9 protein-coding genes and 1 other annotated feature are annotated in these 12,812 nt (G+C 42.9%); of the genes, 3 read left to right on the top strand and 6 right to left on the bottom strand.

Annotated features, from left to right (window positions below; all coding sequences use genetic code 11):
* Nucleotides 1–14 precede the first annotated feature (14 nt).
* The 6 genes from yjjX to BCT34_RS06220 form a co-directional block, all read right to left on the bottom strand.
* Complete coding sequence (gene yjjX / locus BCT34_RS06245) at nucleotides 15–536, bottom strand: inosine/xanthosine triphosphatase (protein ID WP_076657192.1); 522 nt, start codon at nucleotides 534–536, stop codon at nucleotides 15–17.
* Entirely contained in the window at nucleotides 499–2,877 is a 2,379-nt protein-coding gene (locus BCT34_RS06240) for an EAL domain-containing protein (RefSeq protein WP_076657193.1), read from the bottom strand. Before BCT34_RS06240 ends, yjjX begins: the two co-directional genes overlap by 38 nt.
* A gap of 334 nt (nucleotides 2,878–3,211) precedes the next feature.
* A complete protein-coding gene (gene pheA, locus BCT34_RS06235) occupies nucleotides 3,212–4,387 on the bottom strand; it encodes a prephenate dehydratase (protein WP_076657195.1) in 1,176 nt (391 codons plus the stop codon).
* Between the two features lie 12 nt (nucleotides 4,388–4,399).
* Nucleotides 4,400–4,521 (bottom strand) — a sequence feature (Phe leader region).
* A gap of 110 nt (nucleotides 4,522–4,631) precedes the next feature.
* Nucleotides 4,632–4,967: a ribosome-associated translation inhibitor RaiA gene (gene raiA / locus BCT34_RS06230; RefSeq protein WP_004735034.1), complete on the bottom strand. Its 336-nt coding sequence runs from the start codon at nucleotides 4,965–4,967 to the stop codon at nucleotides 4,632–4,634.
* A gap of 424 nt (nucleotides 4,968–5,391) precedes the next feature.
* Entirely contained in the window at nucleotides 5,392–6,816 is a 1,425-nt protein-coding gene (locus BCT34_RS06225) for a lytic transglycosylase F (RefSeq protein WP_347230772.1), read from the bottom strand.
* 138 nt (nucleotides 6,817–6,954) lie between these two features.
* Complete coding sequence (locus BCT34_RS06220; RefSeq protein WP_076657199.1) at nucleotides 6,955–7,683, bottom strand: outer membrane protein assembly factor BamD; 729 nt, start codon at nucleotides 7,681–7,683, stop codon at nucleotides 6,955–6,957.
* Nucleotides 7,684–7,820: 137 nt separating this feature from the next.
* Between BCT34_RS06220 and rluD the strand changes: the two genes are divergently transcribed.
* The 3 genes from rluD to clpB all read left to right on the top strand — a co-directional run bounded on the left by rluD (nucleotide 7,821) and on the right by clpB (nucleotide 12,253).
* The gene (gene rluD / locus BCT34_RS06215; protein WP_019820953.1) at nucleotides 7,821–8,795 is read left to right on the top strand and encodes a 23S rRNA pseudouridine(1911/1915/1917) synthase RluD; all 975 of its coding nucleotides are present in this window, start codon (nucleotides 7,821–7,823) and stop codon (nucleotides 8,793–8,795) included.
* Between the two features lies 1 nt (nucleotide 8,796).
* Nucleotides 8,797–9,537 (top strand): peptidoglycan editing factor PgeF, encoded by a 741-nt coding sequence (gene pgeF / locus BCT34_RS06210; protein ID WP_076657201.1) that lies wholly within the window; start codon nucleotides 8,797–8,799, stop codon nucleotides 9,535–9,537.
* 142 nt (nucleotides 9,538–9,679) lie between these two features.
* Entirely contained in the window at nucleotides 9,680–12,253 is a 2,574-nt protein-coding gene (gene clpB, locus BCT34_RS06205; RefSeq protein ID WP_048606842.1) for an ATP-dependent chaperone ClpB, read from the top strand.
* The last annotated feature ends 559 nt before the right edge of the window (nucleotides 12,254–12,812 follow it).

Raw genomic sequence — 12,812 nt, 5'->3', positions numbered from 1 at the left:
AGGTTAACCAAGTATTAAACAGGAAAGTGCTCAGGATTCACAAATGGGATCAGCGCTAAAATTAAAGCCTGATGGTAGACAGAACTGCGTGACAGTTGATTATGTGTCAGTAGGCCAATTGCCCCACCTTTTTGTTTGATATTGTCGGTACCAAACACCTCATCCATTACATCGCCTAGCTCGTTTGCATGCTCTAACTTCTCAAGCACGGCTGGTGGCAGCATCAGGCTTGCAGAACGAGACTCTCCACGTTGACCATTCGCTTCGATCACCATCCAAGCAAAAGTGACGTTTGTTTCTATTCCCGCTTCTAGACCAACATAGAAGTCTGCACCGGGCTGAGCCTGAGCTGCGTTGTAAACACGATTTACGGCACCTTGATAGGTTTCATTATTGCTCATTGGTTGGTCTGCAACACCACTCGGGACGCTGATGCCTTTGAAATTAAATTCAGTATCAGGAAAAGCAGATAAGAACGCACTTTTAACGGCGTTAATTTTAGCTGGGTTCAGCGATGCGATGATTACAGATTTCATGTGTCGGATTCTTTTTGTTGTCGATTAGGTTGAGTTTATGTTGTCGGTACCATTCACTCAGCTCTTCTAATGGCATAGGTTTACCAAAGTAATAGCCTTGCAGCATATCGCACTGTGCATCCTGTAACCACTGGTGCATGCCTTGAGTTTCGATCCCTTCGGCAGTGACCTTTTTCCCCTGAGCATGACATAACCCGATAACCGGTTTTACGATGTTCTGGTTATTGGTTTCAATCAAGGTATCCAAAAATGCTTTATCCAATTTAATTTTCTGAGTTGGATACTGCACCAGTTGAGTGATAGAGGTGTAACCAGAACCAAAATCATCAATTGCTAGACGGTAGCCCATGCATGACAGTTCGTTTAGCAGTGGGAAGCCTTCTGAATTTGAATAAAAGGTTTCAGTGATTTCAAAATCGATCAGGCTTGGTGGGATTCGATTTAACTCCGCGTGTTCTTTGATGAAATCGGCAAGATGAGTCGTTTCAATACCAGCAGAGGATAAGTTGATCGACAATTGAATTGAGTGATCAAATTGAGCCTGAAGTCGGTGGAATGAAGCAAACGCACTCTGTATTACCCAGCGGTCAACATGCTCGAACAGCCCGGTTTGTTCTGCAATGGGAATGAATTCATCGGGTGGAACCAAACCAAGTTGCTTGGAATTCCAACGTAATAACACCTCAACGCCAATAACATCAGCCCCAGTTGAATCCATGTAGGGCATATAAACGAGTTTGAATTCATCATCAAAGTTCTTGTCTCTAAGCGCACGTTCAATGTCTGCCTGTCGCTGTATGGCTTTGTCTAAATCTCGTGAATAGTCGGCGAATTGGTTTTTACCGGCACGCTTAGCTTGGTACATCGCGGTGTCGGCGTTCGACAGTAGCTTCTCGATCGAATCACCATCATTTGGGTAGGTCGCAATACCAATACTAACCGTGATCGGAAAACTTCCTGACTCGGTCACAAAGCCTTTTTGTAGTGGAGTGAGTAAATCATTCGAGAATCGATGCGCAATGTTTCCTCGACGACTAGAAGCATTAATGTAGACAACGAACTCGTCACCAGAAAGCCGTGCAGGCATACAATGAGCGTCGAATTCCGTTTTATAGTGACGACAAATATCTGAAATACGCTGAGCAAAAGAGACCAAAATCGAGTCGCCGATTTGATGTCCGTACTTGTCATTCACAAACTTGAAGTTATCTAAGTCAAAATAGAGAACCCAGGTTTCGGTATTCGAACTCGGTTTTGGCAACGATTGTTGAACGAAAGTTTGAAACTGATGCCTATTGGCTATTTGGGTCAACTGATCATTCTCAGCCAAAAGTTTGGTTTGCTGGTAAGTGTTATCTAGCTCTTGGTACATGTCATAAAACCGCTGTGATAGGCGGCCAAGTTCATCACGAGTGCCCAAGCGCTCGATATTCTTACGCTGTTTTTTTTCTACTTGTTGTAGCTGTCGATCGAGCCGTGTTATTGGAGAAATTACAGTGCGAGACAGAAGCATGAGTAGCAGAGCGACAGTCACAAAAGCAGACAGTACAAACGACAAACTCAGCTTGTTCCAAATGGAGTCGAGCTTGTTTTCCAACAGGAATTGTGCCGGATCGACCGTGGCGTAAAGTTCTGGTGCAAGCTTAACTGAGTGGGTGACACCATTTTCTAGAGAAACCGCTATTGATGTGAAGAACAAGCTGGTTTGGTAGTCGAACTCTATCTGCTTTCTTAGCGCATTAAACTTGTCGAGAGAAACAGAGACAACAACAAAGAACACATCGTCGGGTTGATTGCTAATGGTTGGGAAAATCGCTTTTCTGTCTACTTTTTCATAGTGCACCAGCATCCCTTCGCCTTGGGAATTTTGAATATAGTTAGTACTTGATGTGGCTAAGGTGTCTTGATAATGCTGGTCAACATACTCCAATATTTTACGGTCAATTTGAGTGCGTGAATCGTTACTATTATCCACGTAATAACGCAGTTTTCGGTCACCATTAAGAAGGGCTAAACCCGTATAGCTTTCATCGTCATCTTGTAGGAAATGTATGGCTTCTCGAAGGTTACTGACCAGTTCAAGATCGCGAGATAGATTTTGGTCAGTGAGAAAATAGCGTTTCACCATGTCACTTTGGGTCAAGGTGTAAGAGTAGCTATTGAGAAACGAACGAGATTGACGAAAGTATCCAGCTAGTTTCTCCATGCTCAACTGAAGTGCGTTGTCTTCGCGTTTGATGAAGCTGCTTTTCTGCGTCGAATAAATAATATAGCTAGAAGCCACGGTACTGATCAGTATCACGGGGGTTATCAGTAGTAAGATTTTCGTACTTAGCTTCATAGTTAATGACAACACTATTTATAAATTAAGCGCATAAGTTTATGTTACTTAATGCTTACTCGCTATTTATTACACTTAGTTCGATGATTTCCTGTGAAGGGGGTAAGGTTTTGTCTTTATTGATTAAAAAGCTACTAATGAGTTTTTAGTTAGAAAGGCTGAAGCAGTGGAGGGAGTAGGCGTACCTAATGTGTGAAAGTAAGTTAATTGTGTCTCAGGCATGCTAGGGGGAGTTTTCTTCGCGAGAACAGTAATCGGCTAGAGGGTGATTTAAGTATTTGGCCTACTGTAGGCCAAATACTTATGTTAGCTAAAAGCGGGTACTCGCTCTCAGTTATGACAATTTAACTTGAGTCGCTTTGATGTTCTCACTTGGGTAGCAGCCTAGTACTTTCAGATGACGAGTAATAGCGGTGAGTTCTGTTATCGCTTGCTGCATATTATCTGAATCCAGATGTGCTTCTAAATCGACATAGAACATCTCTTCCCAAGGGTTACCCATGATAGGGCGAGATTCCAGTTTGGTCATGTTGATCCCCAAACGTTGGAGAATCAGTAGTGTCTCTACCAAAGAACCCGCCTCCTGAGAAGTTGACATGATGAGTGTCGTTTTCGCTGGTATTTGAGCCGATACTTCAACAGGCTTGCGCGCTACAACAATGAAACGAGTGTGGTTCTCTGTTTGGTTTGCAATGTTGCCTTGGATTGGCTGAAGTCCATAAAGCTTGCCGCTCGATGCGTTACCAATAGCAGCTACATCATTACCACCCAACTCTTTGACTTTTTTCATTGCATCAGCGGTGCTTGCGCAAGATTCTAGGGTGACACCCTTAAGGCGGCTCAAGAATTCACTGCATTGTTGATGAGGTTGTGGGTGTGAATAGAGCGTTTTGATGTCTTCTAAACGAATATCACTCTTAGCCACTAGGCAGTGCTCAATCGGTTGAGAAAGTTCGCCAACAATGTACAGAGTCGTATGCTGTAGCAGGTCGTAGACCTCGTTAATTGACCCTGAGCTAGTGTTCTCAATCGGTAACACACCGTAATCAGCGTGGCCAGATTCTACTGTTGATGCGACTTCTTTGAAGTGATTACAGTTTAGCTCAATCAACTCCATATTCTTGCGGCTGAAGTATTCGCGGCTCGCTAGATGAGAGTACGATCCCTTAGAACCTAAGAACGCAACGCGAGCCAATGGTTTACGGCTTTGCGGGTTCGCTAGGTTTTGTAGGTATGACTGTTGCAGTAAAACGGAATCTTCAATGATGGTGTGAAACAACTTGGTAATGTACTGCGCATCCAATTCGTATTTATCTTTGCCGTTGTTGATCAGCTTAACTAATAGTTGTTGCTCTCGTACGGCATCACGAACTGGTTTTGATGTCTCTACCTTGCTTTTAGCAACTTCGATACTTAGCTTGCGACGCTCCGAAAGTAACTTCAGGAGTTCGTCGTCTAAATCGTTAAGGCGAAGGCGGATATCATCCAGTGAAATTGAGCGGTCAGTCATAAATGTGTCCTTATAAAAAAGCCTCCCTAGTGTGGGAGGCTTCTTGTTCGTTTTTGACTTGTTTTTCTAAAACGACTTAGCCTCCGATTTACGGAAGAAAAAAGAAGTCAAAAATAAACAAAGATTGAGAGTGCATAAAAAGTGATTGTTTTATGAATGTTTAAACACAATAAGCAAGCGAGCTACAAGCGTCAAGCAAAAAAATAGCGCCCTGAGGCGCTATTTTTTAATCTGTTATCTTTCCTTATTCTACTTCAGCTTCTAGCTCTTCGATTTCAGGCTTTTCAGCGCGGCGCGCCTCTGGTTTATGGCGTAGCTTGTTGAGTTGACGCTCTAGTTTTTGTTCTACTTCGTTGATAGCTACGTAGAGGTCGTCATGGATTGATGAAGCAACAAGTTGGCCTTTTGGTACGGTGAGTACCGCTTCAAATTTCTTCTTCTTGTTTGGTTCTTCACTAAAGCTCGCTTGGCAGCCAATGATGTCTACTTGCCATTTATCCAGCTTTTTAAATTTGCTTTCTATGTGATCACGGATTGCAGAGGTAATGTCGATGTTTTTACCAGTGATGTTCATTTTCATAGAAGTTTTCCTCTGTTGTATCCCTCATGGGTTAACTTCAGATTACGACTTTTAGGAATAAAGAATGTGATCTGGATCTTGTTTTGGTTGGGCAGGATAAGCATTAAAATCAAATGTGATCTTACGCAAGTCTTAGTATCTTTTTGGTGGAAAATGCTTGTTATCCTTATGGAAAACGATAACTTGGAGGCAAGGCTTCACTAAAAACTAAACCAGTTTTTAGGGGCATCCTACAGCCTATTGAAAGTGCTTGATGAAAATTTACTCAATAGTGTTTTGTGATGTTGCTCTCGTGATATAGATCGCTATGTAAGCTTCCTCAGAATTAGATAAACAAAAGCCGCATAATTTTGCTTATGCGGCTTTTGTGTTTTTATCTTCCCCTAGTGCCTTTGTTCCCCCAGGTTTTGGGATTGAAGACAAACTAATCGTTGGTTTTTAGTAATCTCGCTGTACCATCCTCTCGGATGGCATTGATAGCTTGTAACTGCTTATAGATTACAAAGTAACGGTTGATGTTGGCGACATAGGTTACCGGTTCTTTGCTCACGTATTTACGAGTGATGATCTCTACGTTTTTGAACCAGATGTTTGGGTTGTAACCTTTCTGCTTGGCAATGCGCCTCATCTTTCTGATCTTAGCTGGACCAGCGTTGTAAGAAGCCAAAGTGAAGTAGATTTGATTGTCTGGTGTAATGGCTGGGTCGTCAAAATATCTGTCCTTAATGAAACGCATGTATTTCACACCCGCATGGATGTTGTTATCCACCTTGTGTATGTTTTTGATATTGACGTTTTTGTCTCTGGCGGTACTTGGCAGCACCTGCATCACACCAATAGCTCCACGATGAGAAACTCTGCTTTGATCTAATCCAGACTCTTGGAAGCCTTGTGCAGACATCATCAAAGGGTCGAATTCGTATTTACTTGAATACTTTTCAAAGACATCTGAAAGCTTAGCTACTCGGTCTATTTTATTTGGGTTGAGTGCTCTACCTAACCAGCGAGTGTTGTCGATGTATTTCTGATAGATAACATTTCCAAGTAGGGTACCTGTTCGTGCAGTCTTGACGTATTTGTTTATCTCTTTCTTTAACTGAGGGCTGTTTTTTCTCAATGCCCATGCTATTTGGCCATTTTCACGTAAGGGAAAATCATGATGAACTTGAATGTTTTCCATTACGTCAGTCCACAGCTTTGCTTTATGGCTGTCCAGAATTGTGCCCTGAATATAACCTTGGTTAACCAACTCTATCAGCTCGTAGTCTTGCAGTGATTCTTCAATGAAGTGGACATGCAGTGGTGGTAAACCTAATTCGTTAAGCTCTTTATTGACTCTTTGTACACTCTCGAAGTAACTCGAGCTTGCACGTATCCACACCTCTTTGCCGCTCAATTGCTTGATTTCGGTGATAGGGTTGGCCTTTTTCCCTGTGATAATGAGTTCTTTACCATCTTTAATCATGGGATCTGAAAAATCGATGGTTCGTAATCGTTTGTCGGTGATCGTTAGGTTCGCGACAGCGACATCACCATAGCCAGATTCTAAAGAGGGAAGTAGATCATCTCGTTGTACGGGGATGATTTGAACATTGAGGTAGGGGTGTTTTTTACGAAGACTTTTTTCAAAGTGGTAGAGCATTTCTGCCACGATGCCTTTTGGCTTACCATCCTCGATGTAATAGAAACCAAGATCGGCAGAAACTAGCACTCTAACCGTTCCTTTGGTTTTGAGCACATCCAAGTCGCCCATGTAAGGCTTATTGCTTAATGGGGACAGTTCTAATGCGTAGGATAATTGGCTAAATAGCGATATCCAGATAAATAATAACAACCTACTCACATCCACACTCCATGTTGATGTTTTGTTAAAAGTTATCTTTTGAAGATACCGTGTATTATGCGATTCATCAAGTTTGCGATATATGGTCAAAAAAAAACGCGCTAGTAAATTAGCGCGCTTTTGGTGTTGAGGTGTAAACCTTGATTAAGGGAGTGGGTTTAATTCAATCAACTGTTCTGTTCTTTGAATCGCATCCTCAAGGCCAAGTTGTTTGTAGGCCTCTAGCTGAATTTTTAAGGATTTGCGTGCTGCAATTGTATCTGGGTAAGTCTTTTGTAGCTCTTGCGTTCTATTGATTGCTGCAATCCAAGCTTCACGGCGTAGATAGAAATCTGCCGTTGCTAGGTCGTAATCCGCCAAACGGTTTTTAAGTGCGAACATGCGTTTTTGTGCATCTTCAGCATAAGGGCTACTTGGAAAACGCTCGAGTAGTCGCTTAAAGTCAGCAAAAGCGAGCTTCACCGGTTCAGGATCTCGGTCACTACGGTCGATATTAAAAATATCGTGCATGAAGTTTCTGTCTTGCGCCATGTGCGTTAAGCCGCGCATATAAAGAACCCAGTCTTGTTTCTCATGAGTTGGGTTCAAACGTAGGAAACGTGAAATGGTAGCGAGGCCAAGTGCCAAGTCATCATTTTTATAGTAAGCGTAAATCAGATCGAGCTGCACTTGCTCAGAATAGGCGCCGAATGGGTAACGTGAGTCTAGGGCTTCTAGCTTTTCGATTGCTGAAAGCCAGCTACCGCTCTGCAGTGATTCTTGAGCGTCAGAGTAGAGAACCGATGGTGGTACATCTGGCACTATCTCTTCACTACTTGAACAACCAACCAAGAGTGATACGGCTAATAGACCCGATAAAGTAAGGTGTTTCATGTCAGGCGTCGATTCCTTGAATTAAATATTTCGTAAGCTTCCGTTACTTTCTAACCAGTAACAGATACAATGATGCAATTATTCTATTTTATCCATACTAATGGGTATTAGTCTCACGGTTTTTAAAAAAGTTCGATATGGCTCAGCAGATCACATTAACAGACACAGTAAAAAGCAGCCAGTTAGGTCAACGTTTAGACCAAGCTGTCGCTGAACTATTTACCGATTTTTCTCGCTCTCGTATTAAAGAGTGGCTTCTTGACGGCAAAATCCAAGTGGATGGCGAAGTCATTACTAAGCCGCGCGTTAAGGTTTTGGGCGGTGAAGAGATCATCTTGCAAGCTGAACTTGCAGATGAAGAGCGCTGGGAAGCACAAGATATTCCTCTAGATATTGTCTACGAAGATGATGACTTATTGGTTATCAATAAGCCTCGCGACCTGGTTGTACACCCAGGAGCAGGTACGCCGGATGGAACCATACTAAACGCATTGCTTTTCCATTACCCACAGATTGCAGAAGTGCCTCGTGCAGGTATTGTGCACCGTCTTGATAAAGACACAACTGGTCTTATGGTTGTGGCTAAAACGGTTCCAGCTCAAACTCGTCTTGTGCGTGCTCTTGCTAAGCGTCGTATTACTCGTGAGTATGAAGCAATTGCAATCGGCAAAATGACCGCTGGTGGTGTGGTAGAGAAAGGCATTAGTCGTCATGCAACTAAGCGTACCTTAATGGACGTAAATGAATTAGGAAAGCCAGCGGTAACTCACTATCGTGTTGCTGAGCATTTCCGCGAGCATACTCGTATTCGTCTGCGCCTAGAAACGGGTCGTACTCACCAAATCCGTGTTCATATGTCATACCTTCAGCACCCGCTGCTAGGTGACGTTGCATACGGTGGTCGCGCTCGTATTCCAAAAGGTGCATCGGAAGAATTAACGACAATGATTCGTTCTTTTGATCGCCAAGCACTGCACGCAGTTATGCTTAAATTTGTTCACCCAATTACAGGTGAAGAAGTTGAGTTCCACGCCCCTGTGCCAAATGACATGGTTGTGATGGCTGAAGCATTACGTGTTGATGCTCGCGAGAATAAAGAAGAAGACATTTAATATGTCGATGATCATCCCTAATTGGAACGCACCAAACAACGTGAAAGCATTTTCTTCGACACGTTTTAATGGTTGTTCTACTGGTGTGTATCAAGGATTAAACCTAGGTACGCATGTTGGGGATGATGCTTCGCTTGTTGAAAACAATAGAGCTTGGCTCAAGCAACACGCTAATATGCCTGCAGCTCCGGTATGGCTAAATCAAACTCACTCAACAGATGTCGTCACGGTTTTACAACCTACGGCAGATATTCTTGATGCTGATGGTGCATTTACCACTACTAACGGTGTTGTTTGTTCTGCGATGACAGCCGATTGCTTACCTGTAATCTTTACTGATACTAAAGGTACTCAAGTTGCTGCAGTTCATGCTGGTTGGCGTGGTCTTGCGGGTGGCATTCTTGAAAATGCAGTTGCAAAGTTTTCAAACCTAGATTCAGAGAATAAGATCATCGCTTGGCTTGGTCCTACTATTGGTAAACAAGCCTTTGAAGTTGGCTATGATGTGTTGGAAGCTTTCGTTAGTTTTGACCCTCAAGCTAAACTCGCATTCAAAGCGAAAGCTGAACCGGGTAAATGGCTAGCGAATATGTCTCAGCTTGCAACGCAACGACTTGCGAAAGTGGGTGTGTCGGAAGTGACAGACTCTAATCTATGTACTTTCGCTGATGCCGATGCGTTCTATTCTTATCGTCGTGATGGTATTACTGGCCGCCAGGCTACCTTTGTTTGGCTAGAGTAACGTCTAGTAAGTATCCGCTTTTATCCAGCTCAATTATATTTTTATATAAACTCTATTCTTCATTATTATCCCTTGAAATTCCGCGTTACCGTATCCATCTTCTAACCATAAGATAAACATATCTAAGAGTAGGAAGGTTGGCATGCGTCTCGATCGATTCACTAGTAAATTCCAAATTGCGATATCTGATGCTCAGTCGCTCGCATTAGGTCGTGATCACCAATATATAGAACCTGTACACCTAATGGTGTCTTTGCTTAATCAAGATGGTAGTGCAATTCGTCCATTGCTAACCATGCTGAATATTGACGTGGTTCAATTGCGTTCTAAATTGAGCGAAATATTAGACCGAGTCCCTAAAGTCAGTGGTATTGGTGGCGACGTTCAGCTATCGAATGCGATGGGAACGCTGTTCAATCTATGTGACAAGGTCGCGCAAAAACGTCAAGACAGTTACATATCTTCAGAAGTATTCCTACTTGCTGCGATTGAAGACAAAGGTCCTTTAGGAAATCTACTTAAAGAGCTAGGTCTTACTGAGCAAAAATTATCTCAAGCTATTGAACAAGTTCGTGGTGGTCAAAAAGTTGATGACCCAAATGCCGAAGATCGACGCCAAGCATTAGAGAAGTTCACTATTGATCTGACGGAAAGAGCAGAGCAAGGCAAACTGGATCCTGTGATTGGCCGAGACGACGAAATCCGTCGCACTATTCAAGTACTTCAACGTCGTACCAAGAATAACCCTGTCATTATCGGTGAACCTGGTGTTGGTAAAACGGCGATAGTCGAAGGTTTAGCGCAGCGTATTATCAATAATGAAGTACCCGAAGGTTTAAGAGGCCGACGTGTCCTTTCATTAGATATGGGCTCTTTGATTGCCGGTGCTAAGTATCGTGGTGAATTTGAAGAGCGTTTGAAATCCGTTCTTAACGAATTGTCGAAAGAAGAGGGCAACATCATTCTCTTCATCGATGAAATTCACACCATGGTAGGTGCGGGCAAGGGTGAAGGTTCTATGGATGCGGGTAATATGCTGAAACCAGCATTGGCTCGTGGTGAACTTCACTGTGTAGGCGCCACAACACTCGATGAATATCGCCAGTATATAGAGAAAGACCCCGCGTTAGAGCGTCGATTCCAAAAAGTGATAGTCGATGAGCCAACCGTGGAAGACACAGTCGCAATCCTTCGTGGTTTGAAAGAGCGTTATGAACTTCACCATCATGTAGAAATTACCGATCCAGCGATTGTTGCGGCGGCAACCTTATCTCATCGATACGTTTCTGACCGTCAACTGCCAGATAAGGCGATTGATCTGATTGATGAAGCGGCTTCGAGTATTCGTATGCAGATCGACTCAAAACCAGAGTCGCTAGATAAGCTCGAGCGTAAGATCATTCAGTTGAAGATCGAGCAGCAAGCTCTTACAAATGAAAATGACGAAGCCAGTGAAAAACGCCTTCGAACATTACAAGAAGAGCTTTCCGATAAAGAGCGCGATTTCGCTGAGCTTGAAGAAGTGTGGAATGCAGAGAAGGCCGCGCTTTCTGGCACACAACACATCAAGTCAGAGTTAGAACAAGCTCGTATGGATATGGACTTTGCAAGACGAGCCGGTGATCTTAACCGAATGTCTGAATTGCAGTACGGTCGAATCCCGGAGTTAGAGAAACAACTAGACCTTGCCACTCAAGCTGAGATGCAAGAGATGACGCTGCTGCGTAATAAGGTCACGGATGCAGAAATTGCAGATGTGCTATCGAAGCAAACAGGCATCCCTGTTTCTAAAATGCTAGAAGCTGAGAAAGAGAAGCTTCTTAAAATGGAAGGTGTTCTGCACAAGCGCGTTATTGGCCAAGCGGAAGCAGTCGAAGTTGTATCGAACGCGATTCGTCGTAGCCGTGCTGGTTTATCTGATCCGAACAAGCCGATTGGCTCCTTCTTATTCCTTGGTCCAACCGGCGTTGGTAAAACTGAGTTGTGTAAAACACTCGCGAACTTCATGTTTGATAGTGATGATGCAATGGTGCGTATCGATATGTCTGAGTTTATGGAGAAACACTCTGTTGCTCGTTTGGTCGGTGCTCCTCCTGGTTATGTTGGATATGAAGAAGGTGGCTACTTAACAGAGGCAGTTCGTCGCAAGCCTTACTCGGTAATTTTGCTAGATGAGGTAGAGAAAGCACATCCTGATGTCTTCAATATTCTATTACAGGTTCTTGATGATGGACGTTTAACTGATGGACAAGGTCGCACGGTCGATTTTAGAAATACCGTTGTGATCATGACATCTAACCTTGGATCTTCGAGAATTCAAGAGAACTTCAATACGCTTGATTACCAAGGAATAAAGAATGAGGTGATGGAAGTGGTAGGTAAGCATTTCCGTCCTGAGTTTTTGAATCGAGTTGATGAAAGCGTAGTGTTCCACCCGTTAGGTCAAGAGCACATTCAATCGATAGCCGCTATTCAGCTAGAGCATCTTAAGAAGCGCATGGAAGACAATGGTTATGAGCTTGAAGTTTCGGATAAAGCACTCAAGTTAATTTCTCAAGTTGGTTTTGACCCAGTATATGGTGCACGACCTTTGAAAAGAGCAATTCAACAAAGTGTCGAGAACCCATTAGCGAAAGCGATATTGGCAGGAAAAATTAATCCAGATAAGAAAGTACAGTTATTAGTAAACAACGACCGCATTATTGCTCATCAATAGTTGAAGTAAGAACTGTAGGTGCGATTGGCCAGAATTAAGGTTTAATCGTACCTATTTTGAACGCTTTGTGCGAATAGTGTTCGAACGGCCGCCGGTGGCGGTTTTTTTTCGTTTTTTGCCTTGTGCAAAGGATTATTCTCTCTATAATGCGCCTCCGTTGCCAAGGATAACCAAGCGGTTTGAACTGAGTAACAAGACGGTGATAAGCATTTAAGATGCTTTGAAAAATTAGCTGGAAAAAGTGTTTGACACTGGAACCCAATTCGCTAGAATGGCCGTCCACTTCGAGAGGCTCCTTACTAAAAGGAACGCTCAACAAGTAAAGCTCTTTAACAATTTAAACCTATCAATCTGTGTGGGCACTCGTTGATGAATATCAAAACGTTTTATCGTTAGATAAAACAGATTCTTCGGAATCAACATTGATTTCAATGAACTGAGTGACCAATACAAATAACCTCGGTTATTTGGCACAGTCAATTCATTATCATTCTGTTGGAATGGTAATAGCTTTAGAATTACATGTTTACTTTCGGATGAATATTAGTTTTGAAGTCAG

Source organism: Vibrio sp. 10N.261.45.E2, from assembly GCF_002875705.1.
Classification (GTDB): Bacteria; Pseudomonadota; Gammaproteobacteria; order Enterobacterales; family Vibrionaceae; genus Vibrio.
This window is presented reverse-complemented; position numbering and strand designations above follow the sequence as displayed.